The organism is Janthinobacterium sp. JC611 (genome assembly GCF_018682595.1).
Lineage (GTDB): Bacteria > Pseudomonadota > Gammaproteobacteria > Burkholderiales > Burkholderiaceae_D > Janthinobacterium.
Genome location: NZ_JAFLJN010000025.1, coordinates 169,783 through 189,203 on the forward strand (window position 1 = coordinate 169,783; position 19,421 = coordinate 189,203).

At 61.1% G+C, this 19,421-nt stretch carries 21 protein-coding genes and 1 tRNA gene; all 22 read left to right on the forward strand.

Features of this window, described 5'->3' with window-relative positions:
* The first annotated feature begins 93 nt into the window (after positions 1-93).
* Entirely contained in the window at positions 94-789 is a 696-nt protein-coding gene (locus J0O65_RS18925) for a hypothetical protein (protein ID WP_215408795.1), read from the forward strand.
* Positions 790-798: 9 nt separating this feature from the next.
* On the forward strand, positions 799-1,095 hold the full coding sequence (locus tag J0O65_RS18930; RefSeq protein WP_215408796.1) for a hypothetical protein: 297 nt from the start codon (positions 799-801) through the stop codon (positions 1,093-1,095).
* Positions 1,096-1,216: 121 nt separating this feature from the next.
* Positions 1,217-3,169: a methyl-accepting chemotaxis protein gene (locus J0O65_RS18935; protein ID WP_215408797.1), complete on the forward strand. Its 1,953-nt coding sequence runs from the start codon at positions 1,217-1,219 to the stop codon at positions 3,167-3,169.
* 152 nt (positions 3,170-3,321) lie between these two features.
* A complete protein-coding gene (locus tag J0O65_RS18940; RefSeq protein WP_215408798.1) occupies positions 3,322-3,531 on the forward strand; it encodes a hypothetical protein in 210 nt (69 codons plus the stop codon).
* 109 nt (positions 3,532-3,640) lie between these two features.
* A complete protein-coding gene (locus tag J0O65_RS18945; protein WP_215408799.1) occupies positions 3,641-4,402 on the forward strand; it encodes a GIN domain-containing protein in 762 nt (253 codons plus the stop codon).
* Between the two features lie 60 nt (positions 4,403-4,462).
* On the forward strand, positions 4,463-5,071 hold the full coding sequence (locus J0O65_RS18950; protein ID WP_215408800.1) for a tetratricopeptide repeat protein: 609 nt from the start codon (positions 4,463-4,465) through the stop codon (positions 5,069-5,071).
* A 71-nt stretch (positions 5,072-5,142) separates the two neighbouring features.
* The gene (locus J0O65_RS18955) at positions 5,143-6,123 is read left to right on the forward strand and encodes an NAD(P)H-quinone oxidoreductase (protein WP_215408801.1); all 981 of its coding nucleotides are present in this window, start codon (positions 5,143-5,145) and stop codon (positions 6,121-6,123) included.
* Positions 6,124-6,195: 72 nt separating this feature from the next.
* On the forward strand, positions 6,196-6,945 hold the full coding sequence (gene tpiA / locus J0O65_RS18960; protein WP_215408802.1) for a triose-phosphate isomerase: 750 nt from the start codon (positions 6,196-6,198) through the stop codon (positions 6,943-6,945).
* 28 nt (positions 6,946-6,973) lie between these two features.
* Complete coding sequence (gene secG / locus J0O65_RS18965; protein ID WP_035820525.1) at positions 6,974-7,375, forward strand: preprotein translocase subunit SecG; 402 nt, start codon at positions 6,974-6,976, stop codon at positions 7,373-7,375.
* Between the two features lie 191 nt (positions 7,376-7,566).
* Positions 7,567-7,651 (forward strand) — tRNA-Leu (locus J0O65_RS18970).
* A gap of 177 nt (positions 7,652-7,828) precedes the next feature.
* Complete coding sequence (locus J0O65_RS18975) at positions 7,829-8,188, forward strand: NADH-quinone oxidoreductase subunit A (RefSeq protein ID WP_010399734.1); 360 nt, start codon at positions 7,829-7,831, stop codon at positions 8,186-8,188.
* Positions 8,189-8,191: 3 nt separating this feature from the next.
* Positions 8,192-8,668: a NuoB/complex I 20 kDa subunit family protein gene (locus J0O65_RS18980; RefSeq protein WP_010399733.1), complete on the forward strand. Its 477-nt coding sequence runs from the start codon at positions 8,192-8,194 to the stop codon at positions 8,666-8,668.
* A 17-nt stretch (positions 8,669-8,685) separates the two neighbouring features.
* On the forward strand, positions 8,686-9,279 hold the full coding sequence (locus J0O65_RS18985; RefSeq protein WP_215408803.1) for an NADH-quinone oxidoreductase subunit C: 594 nt from the start codon (positions 8,686-8,688) through the stop codon (positions 9,277-9,279).
* Positions 9,279-10,532, forward strand: coding sequence for an NADH-quinone oxidoreductase subunit D (locus tag J0O65_RS18990; RefSeq protein WP_215408804.1), 1,254 nt, complete (start codon positions 9,279-9,281; stop codon positions 10,530-10,532). The genes J0O65_RS18985 and J0O65_RS18990 overlap by 1 nt, the downstream gene beginning before the upstream one ends.
* Before the next feature lie 12 nt (positions 10,533-10,544).
* Positions 10,545-11,024 carry an NADH-quinone oxidoreductase subunit NuoE gene (nuoE, locus tag J0O65_RS18995; protein WP_035820520.1) on the forward strand — a complete coding sequence of 160 codons (480 nt, stop codon included), beginning with the start codon at positions 10,545-10,547 and terminating at the stop codon, positions 11,022-11,024.
* On the forward strand, positions 11,021-12,316 hold the full coding sequence (nuoF, locus tag J0O65_RS19000) for an NADH-quinone oxidoreductase subunit NuoF (RefSeq protein ID WP_010399729.1): 1,296 nt from the start codon (positions 11,021-11,023) through the stop codon (positions 12,314-12,316). Before nuoE ends, nuoF begins: the two co-directional genes overlap by 4 nt.
* A 22-nt stretch (positions 12,317-12,338) precedes the next feature.
* Positions 12,339-14,672 carry an NADH-quinone oxidoreductase subunit NuoG gene (gene nuoG / locus J0O65_RS19005; RefSeq protein WP_215408805.1) on the forward strand — a complete coding sequence of 778 codons (2,334 nt, stop codon included), beginning with the start codon at positions 12,339-12,341 and terminating at the stop codon, positions 14,670-14,672.
* Entirely contained in the window at positions 14,672-15,754 is a 1,083-nt protein-coding gene (gene nuoH / locus J0O65_RS19010; protein WP_133990143.1) for an NADH-quinone oxidoreductase subunit NuoH, read from the forward strand. Before nuoG ends, nuoH begins: the two co-directional genes overlap by 1 nt.
* A gap of 14 nt (positions 15,755-15,768) precedes the next feature.
* Entirely contained in the window at positions 15,769-16,257 is a 489-nt protein-coding gene (nuoI, locus tag J0O65_RS19015; RefSeq protein WP_010399726.1) for an NADH-quinone oxidoreductase subunit NuoI, read from the forward strand.
* Between the two features lie 66 nt (positions 16,258-16,323).
* The gene (locus J0O65_RS19020; protein ID WP_034779507.1) at positions 16,324-16,956 is read left to right on the forward strand and encodes an NADH-quinone oxidoreductase subunit J; all 633 of its coding nucleotides are present in this window, start codon (positions 16,324-16,326) and stop codon (positions 16,954-16,956) included.
* Positions 16,953-17,261 carry an NADH-quinone oxidoreductase subunit NuoK gene (gene nuoK, locus J0O65_RS19025; protein ID WP_010399724.1) on the forward strand — a complete coding sequence of 103 codons (309 nt, stop codon included), beginning with the start codon at positions 16,953-16,955 and terminating at the stop codon, positions 17,259-17,261. The genes J0O65_RS19020 and nuoK overlap by 4 nt, the downstream gene beginning before the upstream one ends.
* Positions 17,262-17,307: 46 nt before the next feature.
* Complete coding sequence (nuoL, locus tag J0O65_RS19030; RefSeq protein ID WP_215408806.1) at positions 17,308-19,407, forward strand: NADH-quinone oxidoreductase subunit L; 2,100 nt, start codon at positions 17,308-17,310, stop codon at positions 19,405-19,407.
* Positions 19,408-19,421 lie beyond the last annotated feature (14 nt).

The following is a 19,421-nucleotide window of genomic DNA, read 5'->3' on the forward strand; positions in this document are numbered from 1 at the left end:
CATCGGCCTTGATCCAGCTCGCATTGGCCGCTGCCGCTCTCTGTAGATTCGGAGGGGATTTTCCCCTGAACGAGTCTTCCAAGGAGATGCAGCATGCGCACATTCCGCGGCCTGGCCGCCGCCTTTCTGCTTGCCGTCGCGCCCGGTGTCCGGGCGCAGCTGGACAACGCACCCACGCCGGTGCCGCTGCCCATCCCCATCGCCGCCGCGTCTGCGGCCATGCCGGCGCAAGACCTCGACGCCTTGCGCGCCGTGCATGCGCGCGAAATCAATGACCTCAGCACCTTCAAGACGGCGGGCGTGCAGCGCGAAGTCATCGATCCTTACCTGGACAGCGCACCGGGTCAGCAATTCCTGCGCGAGCTGCGCGCCGCCGATCCCGCCGCGCCAGCCGAAACGATTTACGCGCGGGCCGTCGAGCAGCTCGCTTCGGGCAGCACCTTGCCGGAGCAGCAGCCGATGTCGTCCGCGCTGGTGAAGATCGTGCCGCATGGCCAGAATGTATCGCCGTATTCGCCGTACTTCACCACCAGCGCGCAATTGCAGCGCGCTTCGGGCCAATGCGCCAGCCTGGCCGACTGTTTCGGCTTGCCCTTGAAGAGCGAGGCGCCGCTGTATGATGTGTATCAGATCATGCCCAAGGGCACCGTCAACGTGTTCGTCAGCCAGGTGGCACCGACGGAAGAGCTGGGCGGGCTGGTGCGGCGCAAGGGTGGGGCACAGCAGTATTTGCTGCCCAACCGCAGCCTGTGGTCGGCCCCCGTGCTGATCGGCACGATCAAGAATTGAGGAGAGATGATGGATCAACCGCGCTTGCAAGCCCTCGCCGCCGACCTGGAACAGTGGCTGGCCCGCCTGGCGAGCGCCGATGCGCAGGTGGCCGACCTGCGCGGCGCGCTGGAGCCGCTGCTGGCACTGGCGGCCAGCGGCGCCTTGACGGCGCCCCTGCCGTGGGGCGATATCCCCGGCGGGCGCTATTTTACCGAGGGGGGCTTGCGCCAGTACCCCGAACTGGAGCTGGCATTTGCCCGCTTCCGCATCGAAGCGACGGGTGGCGAATCGCCGGCCTTGCGCAAGCTGCGCGGCGAACCATAGTTAATATGTGGTATCAATTGTTGTTTATGGGTAATTGATAGTCGGTATTGCTTGACGACAAAATCTTATTCATCGACCATGGCGCATCCCTCCCGATTTTCTCTTTTTTATTGGATGCACCATGTTGTCCTCCCTTAAGGCGCGGCTGATCGCCATCGCCGTTTCCATTGTCGTGCTGGCCATGCTGGCCGTCGCCATCGCCAATTTTTTCACCACGCGCTCCAGCACCCTGGCCGCGCTCGACACGCAGATGCTGCAGTTGTCGCACAGCCATGCGCAAGCCATCGCCGAATGGCTGCGTTCCAAGCAAGCCGTCGTGGGTTCGCTCAAGCAGGGCGCCACGGCGGCCGATCCGCTGCCGGCCCTGAAGGCGGCCGAGCAGGCGGGCACCTTCGACATGGCGTATGTCGGCTTTGCCGACAAGCATGCCGTCTTTTCGCAGGAGCGCAAGCGCGCCGCCGACTACGATCCCACGGCGCGGCCCTGGTACAAGCTGGCGTCCGAAGCGGGCGGCCCCGTCATCACGGCGCCGTATATCGGCGCCAGCACGGGCAAGCTGGTGGTGACGTTCGCCGAGCCGCTGGGCGGCAAGGGCAGCGTGACGGGCGTGATGGCGGCCGACGTGATGATGGATGCCGTGGTGCAAAACGTCGCCTCGATCAAGCCGACGGCGTCCAGCTACGCCTTCCTCGTCGATGGCGGCGGCAAGATCATCGCCCACCCGGACGGCAAGCTGACCCTGAAACCGCTGGCCGAGCTCGACCCGGGCCTGAGCGCGCAGGCGCTGGCCGATATCGAAAAGAGCGGCGACGGCGCCGCCATCCGTCTCGGCGACCGTAACGGTATCTTGCATGTGAGTAAGGTGCCGGGCAGCGACTGGCTGCTGGCGACCGTGCTCGACCGAGCTGAGGCGACGCAAGCATTGACCTCCATGCTGCGCGCCTCGGCCCTGACGGCCTTGCTGGTGCTGGCCCTGGCCGCTGCGGTGTTGAGCGTGCTGGTGGCGCGCGCCCTGCGCCGCCTGGGCCTGGTGCGCGATGCGATGCAAGCGATCGCCACGGGCGACGGCGACCTGACCAGCCGCCTCGATGCGGAAGGCACGGACGAGCTGGCGCAGATCGCCAAGGCCTTCAATGTGTTCGTGGAAAAGATCGCCACCGTGCTGGTGCAGATCCGCAGCATCAGCACCTTGGTGCGCAGCGAGTCGGCCGATATCGCCGCCGGCAATGCCGACCTGTCGTCGCGCACGGAAGCACAGGCGGGCGCGCTGGAAGAGACCGCCAGTTCGATGGATGAGCTGACCTCGACCGTCAAGCAGAATGCGGAAAACGCGCATGCGGCCAACGAGCTGGCCGTGTCCGCCTCGGAAGTGGCGGCCAAGGGCGGCCGCGTGGTGCAGCTGGTGGTGGGCACCATGGCCGGCATCCAGGAAAGCTCGCGCAAGATCGTCGACATCATCGGCGTGATCGACGGCATCGCCTTCCAGACGAATATCCTGGCCCTGAACGCGGCCGTCGAGGCGGCGCGCGCGGGCGAGCAGGGCAGGGGCTTTGCCGTGGTGGCCTCCGAAGTGCGCAACCTGGCGCAACGCTCTGCCGGCGCGGCCAAGGAAATCAAGGAATTGATCGGCGACTCGGTGGCGAAGGTGGATGCGGGCGGCCGCCTCGTCGATGAGGCGGGCCAGACCATGGACCAGGTGGTGGCGTCGGTGCAGCAATTGACGGCCATCATGAGCGAGATCACGGTGGCCAGCCGGGAACAGAGCGCCGGCATCGGCGAGATCAATACGGCCGTCACGCACATGGATACCATGACGCAGCAAAACGCGGCCCTCGTCGAGCAAGCCGCCGCTGCCGCGGAAAGCCTGCAGGAACAGGCCGTGGACCTGGCGCAAGCCGTCGGCATGTTCCGCCTCGGTGATGCGGGCCCTGCCGCGTCACCCGCGCCCGTGACGCGCCTCAAGGCGAAGCCGGCCGCTCCTGCCGCTGCGCCGCGCGCGCCAGCCCGCGCGCTGTCGCCGGCCAAGCCCGTCAAGGCGGCCAAGTCCGGCGCTGACGAGTGGGAAGAGTTTTAAGACGGACTCTGATGGAGTGACGTTCATCCGCGTTTTTGTCAGGCCAGCCTGCCAAAAGCGCAGTTCGTCGCAATCGGCGTGTCTGCCGGGAGCGGTATGGCTATAGTGACACCATACCGCAAGCCCACTGCCAGACACCCGAGGAGAACAACATGAACGTCGCCAAAAACATGGAAATCATTGCCGTTGCCGCCGCCATCCTGGCCGGTGCCAGCTGCTACGCCATCGCCCCGGCCGCCCCGGCCATGCAAGTGGCCAGCTCCACGGCCACCCTGGCCGCGCCGGCGCACAAGGCTGCCATGCACGTGGTGGTGGTCAAGGCCAAGCGCCTGAGCGCCACCGAAAAAGCGCAGTTTGCATAATTGATTGTCAGCAATTTTCGGCACTGCTACAGTGCTGTTGCGCGAGCAATGCCGGCACCCCTTGGCGGGCGGCCTGACAGATAAAAACAAGATACCGAGGATGCACTACATGAAAAAGACACTGCAACTGGCGCTGCTGTTCCTGGCGACTCTGGGCCTGGTGCGCGGCGTGGCCGCCGAGACCCGCCTGCTGGAAATGCGCAACGTCGACGCCCGCGTGGTGAGGGTCAAGCTCGACGGCGTGATGGAGGTGCGCATTCGCCAGGGCAACGTCCCTTCGCTGAGCATCACGGCCGACAAGCGCTACATCGCCGACGTCAGCACGGCGCAAAGCGGCGACACCCTGCACATCGAAACGGAAGTGCGTGGCTTCAAGCTCGGCCCTTCGTCGATCCGCGCCGACCTCGTCTTGCCGAACTTGCGCGAGCTGAGTTCGGAAGGCTTCGGCAGCACGGACATCACGGGTTTCAAGGGCGAGGAGCTGACCCTGTCGCTGGAAGGGGCGGGCAGCATCAAGCTGGTGGGCGATTACCGCAAGCTCAATGCCAGCCTGGGCGGCGTGGGCAGCATGCAGCTCTGGATCGGCAACAATGAGCGGGCCGAGCTGGACTTGCAGGGCGCGGGCTCGGTCGTGCTGGGCGGACGCGGGCGCCTCCTGAAGGCCAGCCTGGGCGGCCTGGGCAGCCTGAATGCGCAGCAGTTCGAAGCCGATGCCGTGAACCTGGAATTGAGCGGCCTGGGCAATGCCACGGTCAATGCCCATGCGAATGCCAAGCTGAACTTGAGCGGACTCGGTTCGGTGGTGGTGTACGGCAAGCCAGCCAACCGCGATGTCAGCGTCGAGGGCCTGGGCAAAGTTAGCTGGAAGTAAGGGGATCCTGGCCAAGTCAGGATAAGAAAAGAAAAAGCAGTCAGACCACATCCCATTCCGATGAAAAAACTGATCATTACATTACTCATGCTGTTGACGATACAGCTACCCGCGCGGGCTGGCTTCGTCGAAGGCGCCAGCGCCTACAACAACAAGAATTACGCGCTAGCCTACAAGGAAATATTGCCCCTTGCTAAGACCGGCAACGCCGATGCCCAGCATTTGCTGGGCTTGATGTATTACATGGGGCGGGGCTTGCCGCAGGATTACAAGCAAGCCATGTTCTGGCACCGCAAGGCGGCCGAGCAGGGCAAGGCCGACGCCCAGTATGTGGTGGGCGCCATGTATTACACGGGCAACGCCGTGCTGCAAGACCACAAGCAGGCCGTGGGCTGGTTCCGCAAGGCTGCCGAGCAGAACCATGCCGAGGCGCAGCAGGTGCTGGGTCTGATGTACCGCTACCACATGGGCGGCGTGCAGCAGGACAACGTCATCGCCTACATGCTGTGGAATCTGGCGGCGGCGAATGGCAACGCGAACGCGGCCGACCAGCGCGCCGCCGTGGTGCGCAAGATGACGCATGAGCAAGTCGAGGAGGGCCAAGCCCTGTCGGCCAAATGGAAGCCGGGCACGCCCTTGCCGCGCCAGTCGAAAACGGGCGCCGGTTAAGACGGAGCGGTGGTCTGCAAGGGTGGACGGCTTGGCGTACAATCGCCGTTTTCCCTTGAGAGAGTTCCGCCATGCGTGCAGTTGCCATCAGCCAGCCAGGTCCCGCCGACGTTTTGCAGATCGCCGAGCGTCCCATGCCGCAATATAAGGCGGGCGAACTGCTGATCAAGGTGCACGCGGCCGGCATCAACCGCCCCGACGTGCTGCAGCGCCTGGGAAAGTATGCGCCGCCCGCCGGCGCGTCCGACTTGCCGGGCCTGGAAGTGGCGGGCGAAGTCGTCGATGGCGACTTTGGCAACACCGCATTCAAGAAGGGCGACCTGGTCTGCGCGCTGGTGCAGGGCGGCGGCTATGCCGAATACTGCGCCGCGCCCGCCGGCCAGTGCCTGCCCCTGCCGCAAGGCTTGACGGCGCTGGAAGGTGCGTCCCTGCCGGAAAACTTCTTTACCGTCTGGAGCAATGTCTTCGACCGCTGCGCGCTGATTGACGGCGAAACGTTATTGGTGCAGGGCGGCACGTCCGGCATCGGCGTGACGGCGATCCAGCTGGCGGCCGCGCTCGGTCATCGCGTGTTCGCCACGGCGGGCAGCGACGAGAAGGCACGCGCCTGCGAAGCGCTGGGCGCCGAACGGGGCATCAATTACCGCACGGAAGATTTCGTCGCCGTCGTCAAGGAATTGACCGGTGGCAAAGGCGTCGACGTCATCCTCGACATGGTGGGCGGCGACTATCTGCCGCGCGAAATCGATTGCCTGGCCGATGATGGCCGCATCGGCCTGATCGCCGTGCAGGGTGGCACCAAGGCGGAACTGGACCTGGGTAGCCTGCTGCGCCGCCGCCTGACGGTGACGGGTTCCACCTTGCGTCCCCGTTCCGTCGCCTTCAAGGCGGCCATCGCGCAGCACTTGCGCACGACCGTCTGGCCGCTGATCGAGGCGGGCAAGATCAAGCCCGTGATCCATCAAACGTTCCCTCTGGAAAAAGCCAGCGAGGCGCATGCCTTGATGGAAGCGAGCACGCACGTGGGCAAGATCATGTTGCAAGTTGCCTGAAACGGGGCACTGCCTGTTTGACCGGCATCGGTGCCGGAGTTAGAATGACGGGTTATTAGAATTTAGGCTACTATGCGTCGCAAACTCGTCGTCGGAAATTGGAAAATGAACGGCAGTCGCACCTCGAACGCGGTGTTATTGTCTGAAATAGTTGCTGGCCTGGCTGCCTCCGGCGCCGCCAGCGCCGTCTGTGTGCCTGCGCCGTATCTGGCGCAGTGCCAGGCGCAATTGGCAGGCTCGGCTCTTGGCTGGGGTGCGCAGGATGTCTCCGCGCATGCCAGCGGTGCTTACACAGGAGAAATCTCGACCGCCATGCTGCAGGATTTCGGCTGCAGCTATGTGGTGATCGGGCATTCCGAGCGCCGCGCCTACCATGGCGAGAGCGATGCGCAGGTGGCGGCCAAGACGGTTGCCGCGCTGGCGGCAGGCATCACGCCTATCGTCTGCATCGGCGAGACGCTGGCGCAGCGTGAAGCGGGCCAGACCGACGCCGTCGTGGCGCAGCAGCTGGGCGCCGTGCTGGCGGCGATTTCCGCCGACGACGTGGCGAAACTGGTGCTGGCCTATGAGCCGGTCTGGGCCATCGGCACGGGCAAGACGGCCACGCCGCAAATGGCGCAGGATGTGCATCAGGTATTGCGCGCCCAGCTGGCGCAAAAGAATGCGGTAGCGGCCGCCGGCGTGCAAATCCTGTACGGCGGCAGCATGAAGCCGGAGAACGCAAAAGAATTGATGGCGATGCCGGATATTGATGGCGGTCTGATCGGCGGGGCGGCATTGAAGGCGGCGGATTTCCTGGCGATTATTCACGCCGCCGATTGAATTAATTTAAACTGAGAATGGAATTGCAATGAACATGATGTTCAATCTGGTAGTGGTAGTACAGGTTATTTCGGCATTGTCGATTATCGCGCTGGTGTTGCTGCAGCACGGCAAGGGCGCCGACATGGGCGCCGCCTTCGGTTCGGGCGCCTCGGGCAGCCTGTTCGGTGCGACGGGTTCGTCGAACTTCATGTCGAAGTCGACTGGTGTTGCCGCCGCGATCTTCTTCGGCGCTACGCTGGCCCTGTCGCTGATGGCCAATCAGCGCGCCACCACGGTGGGCGGCGGCGTGATGGATAAAGTCGTCAAGCCAGTGCCGGTCACCGGCGCGGGCGCGATCCCGACGACGGTGCCTGCGGCGCCAGCGGCCAGCGCTCCGGCAGCGGCGGCTCCGGTTGCCAGCACCCCGGCCGGCGCGATTCCCAAGTAATTCTGTAGCAACTCGATACCTCATCGAGAGTAATTCTCATTAAGGGCGGATTATTGCTCAATGTTTTAGCAGCGCGGCAGGAAAAAATCGTGGCGCGCTGGAAGATGTAAAAATTTATCGTTTTTATCTGTGTTTTGATGCATTTGTGCATTAACTTTAGCGCCAAAGCAGAGTAGAATACGGGCCTTACCGCCGACGTGGTGAAATTGGTAGACACGCTATCTTGAGGGGGTAGTGGCGCAAGCTGTACGAGTTCGAGTCTCGTCGTCGGCACCAGAAATCAGAAGCCAGCAACGGCGCACGGGCCATGGCTCGTACAAAGTTGCTGGCTTTTTTTACGAGGATGTGTCGTTCGATCCTGGTCTTAGCTTTGATTGGGGTCGTGCGTTAGATACGCTGCAAATGATCGCAGCGTCCTCATTTAACCGATCGTTCAATATAAGCTTATCAATCGTGAACCTCGAAAATTACTTCCCCGTCCTGCTGTTCATTATTATCGGCCTCGGTGTCGGTATCGCTCCCCAGCTCCTGGGGCGCCTGTTAGGTCCTAACAAGCCTGACGCAGCAAAACTCTCCCCGTACGAATGTGGCTTTGAAGCATTCGAAGACGCGCGCATGAAATTTGATGTGCGCTACTATCTGGTCGCAATCCTGTTTATTTTGTTCGATCTGGAAACGGCATTCTTTTTCCCATGGGGCGTTGCAATGCGCGACCTGGGCTGGGCCGGTTTCGTCACGATGATGGTGTTCATCGCTGAATTCGTGGTCGGATTTTGGTACATTTGGAAGAAAGGTGCCCTTGACTGGGAATAAGCCATGGCTATTGAAGGCGTATTAAGCGAAGGTTTCATCACCACCTCGGCCGACAAGCTGATCAACTGGGCGCGCACCGGGTCTATGTTCCCGATGACGTTCGGTCTGGCCTGCTGTGCGGTCGAAATGATGCATGTGGGCGCAGCCCGCTACGATATGGACCGTTTCGGCGTCGTGTTTCGTCCGTCGCCGCGCCAGTCCGACGTCATGATCGTTGCCGGTACCCTGTGCAACAAGATGGCGCCGGCCCTGCGCAAGGTCTACGACCAGATGGCGGAGCCACGCTGGGTCATCTCGATGGGTTCCTGCGCCAATGGCGGCGGGTACTACCATTACTCCTATTCCGTGGTGCGCGGTTGCGACCGTATCGTGCCCGTCGACGTGTATGTGCCTGGCTGTCCTCCGACCGCTGAAGCCTTGTTGTACGGCATCATGCAGTTGCAGAACAAGATCAAGCGTACCAGCACGATCGCACGCTAACGGGGCCGCTTCAGATTATGACAACACATTTAGAAGTATTGCAAAACGCCCTCGGCACTGCCCTGGGCGATCGCGTTAGCACGACGGTTGCACTGGGTGAAGTCACCTTGCTGGTCAAGGCGGAAGACTACCTGGGCGTGATGCGGACCCTGCGCGACGATCCGGCCCTGCATTTCGAACAATTGATCGATCTGTGCGGCGTCGACTACTCGACCTATGGCGACGGTAGCTGGGATGGCCTGCGTTACGCGGCCGTCTCGCACTTGCTGTCGGTCAAGCACAACTGGCGCGTGCGCGTGCGCGTGTTCGCACCCGACGACGACATGCCGCTGCTGCCTTCCGTGGTGGGCATCTGGCGTGCCGTTAACTGGTACGAGCGCGAAGCGTTCGACCTGCTGGGCATCCTCTTCGAAGGCCACAACGACTTGCGCCGCCTGCTGACCGACTACGGTTTCATCGGCCATCCGTTCCGCAAGGACTTCCCCGTCTCCGGCTATGTCGAGATGCGTTACGATCCGGAACAAAAGCGCGTGATTTACCAGCCCGTGACGATCGAGCCGCGGGAAAACGTGCCGCGCGTGATCCGCGAAGAACATTACGGGATGAAATAATGGCTGAGATTAAGAACTACACCCTGAACTTTGGGCCGCAGCATCCGGCCGCGCACGGCGTGCTGCGCCTGGTGCTGGAGATGGATGGCGAAGTCATCCAGCGTGCCGACCCGCATATCGGCCTGCTGCACCGCGCCACCGAAAAGCTGGCCGAGCAAAAGACCTATCTGCAATCCGTGCCGTACATGGACCGTCTCGACTATGTGTCGATGATGTGCAATGAACATGCGTACGTGATGGCCATCGAAAAGATGCTGGGCCTGGAAGTGCCGCTGCGCGCGCAATACATCCGCGTCATGTTCGACGAGATGACGCGCATCCTGAATCACCTGATGTGGCTCGGCACCCACGCGCTGGACGTCGGCGCCATGGGCCCGTTCCTGTATTGCTTCCGCGACCGCGAAGACTTGTTCGACGCCTACGAGGCGGTATCGGGCGCGCGCATGCACGCGGCCTACTACCGTCCGGGCGGCGTCTACCGCGACCTGCCGGACGCGATGCCGCAGCACAAGGCCTCGATCATCCGCAACGCCAAGGCCATCGGCAAGCTGAATGAAAACCGCCAGGGTTCGCTGCTGGACTTCATCGAAGACTTCGCGCGCCGTTTCCCGAACTCCGTGGACGAGTACGAAACCCTGCTGACCGATAACCGAATCTGGAAGCAACGGACCGTCGGCATCGGCGTGGTCTCGCCGGAAGATGCGCTGGCCATGGGCTTTACGGGCGCCATGCTGCGCGGCTCGGGCGTGCAGTGGGACTTGCGCAAGAAGCAGCCGTACGAAGTGTACGACCTGATGGATTTCGACATTCCTGTCGGCACCAACGGCGATTGCTACGACCGCTACCTGGTGCGCGTGGAAGAGTTGCGTCAGTCGAACCGCATCATCAAGCAATGCGTGGAGTGGCTGCGCAACAATGAAGGTCCTGTCATGACCAGCAACCGCAAGGTGGCGCCTCCGGGCCGCGTCGACATGAAGACCAACATGGAATCCCTGATTCACCACTTCAAGCTGTTTACGGAAGGTTTCCACGTGCCGCCAGGCGAGGCCTACAGCGCCGTGGAACATCCGAAGGGCGAGTTCGGCGTGTACCTGGTGTCCGATGGCGCCAACAAGCCGTACCGCATGAAACTGCGCGCGCCAGACTACGCCCACTTGCAGTCGCTCGACGAGATGGCGCGTGGGCACATGCTTGCCGACGCCGTGACCATCATCGGGACGCAAGATATCGTGTTCGGCAGTATTGACCGCTAAGAGGCAAAAAGTATGTTGTTATCAGAGCAATGCTATAAGAAAATTGACCGCGAGCTGGCCAAGTACCCGGCCGACCAGCGTCAGTCGGCCGTCATGGCCGCGCTGGCCCATGCCCAGGATGAACTGGGCTGGCTGGCGCCGGAAACCATGAAGGAACTGGCCGATTACATCGGCATGCCGGCGATTGCCGTGCAGGAAGTGGCCACGTTCTACAATATGTACAACGTGAAACCCGTGGGCAAGCACAAGATCACCGTGTGCACCAACCTGCCATGCGCCCTGTCGGGCGGCGTGCGCGCTGCAGAATACCTGAAGCAGAAACTGGGTATCGATTTCCGCGAAACCACCGCTGACGGCCAGTTCACCCTGGTCGAAGGCGAGTGCATGGGTGCTTGCGGCGATGCGCCTGTCTTGCTGGTCAGTAATAAAACCATGTGCAGCTGGATGTCGAACGAGAAGATCGACGCCATGCTGGAGGAACTCAAGAAATGACGTCACTCCACAACCGCCATATCGATCCATTGATCCTGAAGGATCTGGATGGCAAGAACTGGCATTTGCAAGATTATGTGAACCGCGGCGGCTATTCGGCCCTGCGGCGTATCCTGGAAGAGAAAATCACGCCGGAACAGATCATCGCCGACCTCAAGGCTTCGTCCTTGCGCGGCCGTGGCGGCGCGGGTTTCCCTACCGGCTTGAAGTGGAGCTTCATGCCGCGCCAGTTCCCGGGCCAAAAATACCTCGTCTGCAATACAGATGAAGGCGAACCGGGCACTTTCAAGGACCGCGACATCATTCGTTACAATCCCCATGCGCTGATCGAAGGCATGGCCATTGGCGCTTATGCGATGGGCATCACCGTCGGCTATAACTATATCCACGGTGAAATCTTCCAGGAATACCTGCGTTTCGAAGAAGCGCTGGAAGAGGCGCGCGCCGCCGGTTTCCTGGGCGACAAGATCATGGGCAGCGAGTTCTCGTTCCAGTTGCACGCGCACCATGGTTATGGCGCCTACATCTGCGGCGAAGAAACGGCCCTGCTGGAATCGCTGGAAGGCAAGAAAGGCCAGCCGCGCTTCAAGCCGCCTTTCCCTGCCTCGTTTGGCCTGTACGGCAAGCCGACGACGATCAACAACACGGAAACCTTCGCGGCCGTGCCTTTCGTGCTGAACATCGGTCCAGAGAAATACCTGGCGATGGGCAAGCCGAACAACGGCGGTTCGAAGATCTTCTCGATCTCGGGCGACGTGGAAAAACCGGGCAACTACGAAGTGCCGCTCGGCACCCCGTTTGCGACCCTGCTGGAACTGGCAGGCGGCATGCGCGGTGGCAAAAAGATCAAGGCCGTGATCCCTGGCGGTTCGTCCGCGCCGGTGATCCGCGGCGACATCATGATGCAGACCGACCTGGACTATGACTCGATCGCGAAAGCCGGTTCGATGTTGGGTTCGGGCGCCGTCATCGTGATGGACGAAACACGCTGCATGGTGAAGGCGCTGGAACGCCTGTCCTACTTCTACTTTGAAGAATCGTGCGGCCAGTGTACGCCTTGCCGTGAAGGCACAGGCTGGATGTACCGCATGGTGCACCGCATCGAGCAGGGGCAGGGTCGTCCAGACGACCTGGACATGCTCAACTCGATCGCCGACAACATCCAGGGCCGCACCATTTGCGCGCTGGGCGATGCGGCTGCCATGCCGGTACGGGCCTTCATTAAGAATTTCCGTGAAGAATTTGAATATCATATCGAGCACAAGCATTGCTTAGTGCCCGCATATATCTAAGCTGCGTCAGGTAACGATCACCATGGTTGAAATCGAAATAGACGGCAAAAAAGTCGAAGTCCCTGCTGGTAGCATGGTGATGGACGCCGCCAACAAATTGGGAACCTACATTCCGCACTTCTGCTATCACAAGAAATTGTCGATCGCAGCGAACTGCCGCATGTGCCTGGTCGAAGTGGAAAAGGCGCCCAAGCCTTTGCCCGCTTGCGCGACCCCGGTCAGTGCCGGCATGATCGTGCGCTCCGCCAGCGATAAAGCTGTGCAGGCGCAAAAGTCGGTCATGGAATTCTTGCTGATTAACCACCCGCTCGATTGCCCTATCTGCGATCAGGGCGGCGAATGCCAGTTGCAAGACTTGGCCGTGGGCTACGGCAAGAGCGAATCGCGCTACAAGGAAGACAAGCGCGTCGTGCAGCCTAAGGAAGCCGGTCCGCTGGTGTCCATGCAAGAAATGTCGCGCTGCATCCAGTGCACCCGCTGCGTGCGCTTTGGCCAGGAAGTGGCCGGCGTGATGGAGCTGGGCATGATCGGCCGCGGCGAACACTCGGAAATCGTGTCCTTCGTGGGCCAGACGGTCGACTCCGAACTGTCGGGCAACATGATCGACCTGTGCCCGGTCGGCGCACTGACCTCGAAGCCGTTCCGCTACAGCGCCCGTACGTGGGAACTGTCGCGCCGCAAATCGGTCAGCCCGCATGACGGCCTCGGTTCGAACCTGATCGTGCAAGTGAAAGCTGGCAAGGTCAAGCGCGTACTGCCGCTGGAAAACGAAGCCGTCAACGAGTGCTGGATCTCGGACAAGGACCGTTTCTCGTACGAAGCGCTGGACAGCGCCGAACGCCTGACGTCGCCGATGCTGAAACAAGGCAACGAGTGGAAAGAAGTCGATTGGCAAACGGCGCTGGAATACGTGGCGCACGGCCTGAAAAACATCAAGCACGAGCATGGCGCCGACGCCATCGCCGCGCTGGCAACGCCGCATTCGACGGTCGAAGAGCTGGTCCTGCTGCAAAAAGTGGCCCACGGTCTCGGTTCCGAGCACGTCGACTTCCGCCTGCGCCAGACCGACTTCGCGCTCGACGCAAGCGTCAAGCCATGGCTGGGCATGCCGATCAACGAATTTGGCCAGATCAAGCGCGCCTTCGTCATCGGCTCGTTCCTGCGCAAGGACCACCCATTGCTGGCCACGCGTTTGCGCGCGTCCGTGAAGGGTGGCGCCAAGCTGTCGATCCTGCACGCCTCCGACGATGATCAGCTGATCACCATCGCCAACAAGATGATCGCAGCGCCGAGCGATTGGCTGGCGGCCTTGTCGGAAGTGGTCGTCGCTGTTGCTAAAGCGAAAGAAATCGCCGCGCCAGCCGGTTTCGAAGCGGTTGCCGCTTCGGACGTGGCCGTCGCGATCGCCGCCAGCCTGATGGCCGGCGACAACGGCGCCGTACTGCTGGGTAACGCGGCAACGCAACACCCGCAAGCGTCGCAACTGCACGCTGCCGCGCAATGGATCGCCGAACAGACGGGCGCCAAGCTCGGTTACCTGACGGAAGCGGCCAACACGGTTGGCGCGCACCTGGTCGCCAAGCCGCGCGCCAACGTGCAAGCCGCGTTTGCCGTGCCGAAGAAAGCCTACGTGCTGCTGCACGCCGAGCCGGAACTCGATGCCGCCAATCCACAAGCGGCCCGCGCCGCGCTGGACAAGGCCGAGATGGTCGTGGCCATGTCCGCCTTCAAGCATGGCATGGATTACGCCGATGTCTTGCTGCCGATCGCGCCGTTCGCTGAAACCTCGGGCACCTTCGTGAACTGCGAAGGCCGCGCGCAAAGCTTCAACGGCACCGTGAAACCGCTGGCCGATACCCGTCCAGCCTGGAAAGTGCTGCGCGTCCTGGGCAACATCCTGGGCCTGGCCGGTTTCGACTACGACACGTCCGAAGCGATCCGCGACGAAGCGTTCGGTGCCGGCGTGACCGACCTGTCGGCACAGCTGAACAACATCGCCAGGAACGCACCGGAAGCTGCGACATACGCACCGGCATCGCCAGCGCTGCAACGCATCGCCGACGTGCCGATCTACTTCGCCGACGCGCTGGTACGCCGCTCCGAACCTTTGCAACGCACGGTCGATGGCGCCGCGCCGCAAGCCCATCTGTCGCCAGCATTGGCCGAGAAGCTGGGCATCAAGGCAGGCGACAAGGTCAAAGTGGCGCAAGGCTCCGGCAGCGCCATCCTGGTGGCGGCACTCCATGCCGGCCTGCCAGCCAATGTGGTCAAGGTGTCGGCGGCGCATGCCTCGACGGCTAGCCTGGGCGGCATGTTCGGTGACATCACAGTTGAAACAGCAGAGGGGAAAATCTGATGGCTCTGCCTGAATTTGTAAACGTCATCAACAGCGGTGGCCAGGATTTGCTGGGCGGCTCGTGGCCGTTCTTCTGGACCCTGATCAAGATCCTGTGCGTGCTGTTGCCGCTGATGGGTCTGGTTGCCTACCTGACCTTGTGGGAACGCAAGCTGATCGGCTGGATCCAGATCCGCGTCGGCCCGAACCGCGTCGGCCCATTGGGCTTGCTGCAACCGATCGCCGATGCGCTGAAACTCTTGTTCAAAGAGATCATCATCCCGTCCAAGGCCGCCAAGGGCCTGTTCGTGATCGGCCCGATCATGACCATCATGCCGGCCCTGGCCGCCTGGTCGGTCGTGCCGTTCGGCCCGCAAGCCGTGCTGGCCAACGTCAACGCGGGCTTGCTGATGCTGCTGGCGATTACCTCGATGGAAGTCTACGGCATCATCATCGCCGGCTGGGCCTCGAACTCGAAGTACTCGTTCATGGGCGCCATGCGCGCTTCGGCACAGATGATTTCGTATGAAATCCCGATGGGCTTCGTGATGGTCATCGTGCTGATGGTCTCGGGCAGCCTGAACTTCATCGACATCGTCGGCGGCCAGCAAATCGGCTTCTTCGCCGACAAGGGCGTGAACTTCCTGTCGTGGAACTGGCTGCCGCTGCTGCCGATGTTCGTCATCTATCTGGTGTCGGGCCTGGCTGAAGCCAACCGCCACCCGTTCGACGTCGTCGAAGGCGAATCGGAAATCGTCGCCGGCCACATGGTCGAGTACTCGGGCATGGCCTACGCCATGTTCATGCTGGCCGAATACGCCAACATGATCCTGATCGGCGCCCTGGCTTCGATCATGTTCCTCGGTGGCTGGTCCGCACCATTTGCCTTCCTCGAGTTCTGGGGTGGTTTCGGCGGCTTCTTCTGGCTGTTCGCCAAGACCTTCTTCATCGTGTCGGTGTTCATCTGGGTGCGCGGTACTTTCCCACGCTACCGTTATGACCAGATCATGCGCCTCGGCTGGAAAGTGTTTATCCCGTTGACGCTGGTCTACCTGGTCTTCGTCGCTGCCTGGATGCAGACATCCTGGAATATTTGGAAGTAAGAGAGTGCATACGAATGGATAAGGTAAAAGATTTCTTCAGCAGCCTCTTGTTAGGCGAGCTGATCAAGGGCATGGCGTTGACAGGCAAGTATATGTTTTCGCGCAAGATCACGGTGCAATTCCCGGAAGAGAAGACACCGATCTCGCCGCGTTTCCGTGGCTTGCACGCGCTGCGCCGCTACCCGAACGGCGAGGAACGTTGCATCGCCTGCAAACTGTGCGAAGCGGTTTGCCCGGCGATGGCCATCACGATCGAATCGGAACAGCGTGACGACGGTTCGCGCCGCACCACGCGTTACGATATTGACTTGACCAAGTGCATCTTCTGCGGTTTCTGCGAAGAGTCCTGCCCGGTCGATTCGATCGTCGAGACGCAAATCCTGGAATACCACGGCGAGAAACGCGGGGATTTGTATTACACGAAAGAGATGTTGCTGGCCGTGGGTGATCGTTATGAAAATGACATCGCCGCTGCGCGCGCCGCCGACGCACCTTATCGCTGATGGATGCGCCGCAGCCGAGAAGCTGCGGCGCGCCCCTCGTTCATCTGTACGTCTATTGGGTTTTTTATGGACTTTAAAACAATTTTGTTTTACGCCTTCGCGCTGATCTTGATTCTGGCAGCGACGCGCGTCATCACGGCCCGTAATCCGGTCCACGCAGTACTGTTCTTGGTGCTGTCCTTCTTTTCCGCAGCCGGCATCTGGATGCTGCTGCAAGCTGAATTCCTGGCCATCGTGCTGGTATTGGTGTACGTCGGCGCCGTGATGGTGCTGTTCCTCTTCGTGGTCATGATGCTCGATATCAATATCGACCGCATGCGCGAAGGCTTCTGGGGCTACCTGCCTTTGTCGGTGACGGTGGGCGTGATCATCGTGCTGGAAATGGCCGCCGTCCTGTGGCACGGTTTCCGCAACTTTGCGCCTAGCATCGCTCCGGTGAACGTCAACCTGGGCGGCACCAAGGAACTGGGCCTGCTGATCTACACGAAATATGTGTTCGCCTTCGAGATCGCCGCCGTCGTGCTGCTGGTGGCCATCGTTGCCGCGGTCGCATTGACCCTGCGCAAACGCAAGGACACCAAGCATTTCGCTCCAGGCGATGCCGTACGCGTCAAGCGCAACGACCGCCTGAAGATCATCAAGATGGACGCGGTCGTCGAGCGTCCTGCGGCTGAGCCGGAAGTTAAGGAGGCACCATGACATTATCGCTCACACATTTTCTGGTCCTGGGCGCGATCCTGTTCGCAATCTCGATCGTCGGTATTTTCCTGAACCGCAAGAACATCATCGTATTGCTGATGGCAATCGAATTGATGCTGCTGGCGGTGAATATGAATTTCATCGCGTTCTCCCATTTCATGGGCGACGCGGCCGGTCAGATCTTCGTTTTCTTCATCCTGACGGTTGCCGCCGCTGAGTCGGCTATCGGTCTGGCTATTCTGGTGGTGATGTTCCGTAATCTGGATACCATCAACGTCGAAGACCTGGACAGCCTCAAAGGCTGATGTTTTTCAGACTCGATCTCTCGAATAATAACGATTAAGGTTCATCATGGCGGGGCAACTCCTCAACCCTAACCTCCTTCTTGCCGTACCGCTGGCGCCGCTGGCCGGTGCCGCGATTGCAGGCTTGCTTGGCACCCAGTTCCTGGGTAATTTGGTCGGACGCAAGACGTCGCATACCGCGACGATCCTGGGCGTACTGATTGCGTTCATCCTGTCCGTGCAGACACTGCTGGCAGTGATGGATGGCGCGACATTCAATGGCACGATCTATAACTGGATGACAATCGGCACCCTGAAGATGGAAGTGGGCTTCCAGATCGATTCGCTGTCGGCGATGATGATGTGCGTGGTCACCTTCGTCTCCCTGATGGTGCACATCTACACGATCGGCTACATGAAGGATGACGAAGGCTACAACCGCTTCTTCGCCTACATCTCGCTGTTCACGTTCTCGATGCTGATGCTGGTCATGGCCAACAACTTCCTGCAACTGTTCTTCGGCTGGGAAGCAGTGGGCCTGGTCTCCTACCTCCTGATCGGTTTCTGGTACCAGCGTCCGACGGCCATCGTGGCCAACATGAAGGCTTTCCTCGTCAACCGTGTGGGCGACTTCGGCTTCATCCTGGGCATCGGCCTGCTGCTGGCTTTCGCCGGCACCATGAACTACCAGGAAGTATTCGCCAAGAAAGACGAACTGGCGCTGCTGACGATGCCAGGCACCGACTGGGCCCTGCTGACCGTGGCCTGCATCTGCCTGTTCATCGGCGCGATGGGCAAGTCGGCGCAGTTCCCGCTGCACGTGTGGCTGCCTGACTCGATGGAAGGTCCTACCCCGATCTCGGCACTGATCCACGCCGCGACGATGGTGACGGCCGGTATCTTCATGGTCTCGCGCATGTCGCCGCTGTTCGAACTGTCCGACACGGCGCTGTCCTTCATCCTGGTGATCGGCTCCATCACGGCGCTGTTCATGGGCTTCCTGGGCATCATCCAGAACGACATCAAGCGCGTCGTCGCTTACTCGACCCTGTCGCAGCTCGGCTACATGACCGTGGCGCTGGGTTCGTCCGCCTATTCCGTGGCCGTGTTCCACCTGATGACGCACGCATTCTTCAAGGCACTGCTGTTCCTGGGCGCCGGTTCCGTCATCATCGGCATGCACCACGACCAGGACATCCGCAACATGGGCGGCCTGCGCAAATACATGCCGATCACCTGGATCACTTCCCTGATCGGTTCGCTGGCCCTGATCGGCACGCCGCTGTTCTCCGGTTTCTACTCGAAAGACAGCATCATCGAAGCCGTCGAAGCGACGCACATCTGGGGTGCTGGCTTTGCCCAGTTCGCCGTGCTGGCTGGCGTGTTCGTCACCGCCTTCTACTCGTTCCGCATGTATTTCCTCGTCTTCCACGGCAAGGAACGTTTTGGCCAGGCGCATGCGCACGGTCACGATGACCATCACGCACCGAAAGCGGCCCATGGCGCGCACGGCGATGCACATGACGACCACCACGAGGAAGAGGAAGACGACCACGGCCACCACGGCCTGGAACCTGGCCAGAAGCCGCATGAATCGCCGTTCGTCGTGTGGTTCCCGCTGGTGATGCTGGCGATTCCTTCCTTGATCATCGGTTACCTGACCATCGGCCCGATGCTGCATGGCGATTTCTTCAAGGGCGTGATCTTCGTCGGCGAAAACCATCCGGCAATGGAAGAGTTGTCGCATGAATTCCACGGCGCAATGGCGATGGCCATCCACGGCCTGTCGACGGCACCGTTCTGGCTGGCATTGTCCGGCGTGGTGGCAGCCTACTACTGCTACATGGTCAACCCGCGTGTACCGGCCTGGTTCTTTGCCAAGTTCCACGCGATCCACACCCTGCTCGACAACAAGTACTACATGGACAAGTTCAATGAAGTCGTGTTCGCCGGCGGTGCCCGCTTGCTGGGTAATGGCCTGTGGAACTTCGGTGACAAGAAGCTGATCGACGGTTTCGTCGTCAATGGCAGCGCCAAGGTTGTCGCCTGGCTGTCCTCGCTGTCGCGAGTGTTGCAGACCGGCTACATCTATCACTATGCATTCGTGATGATCCTGGGCGTGCTGGGCTTCCTGATCTATTTCCTGCCATTCTGGCCCGCTAAGTAAGCTGACCTGATAAA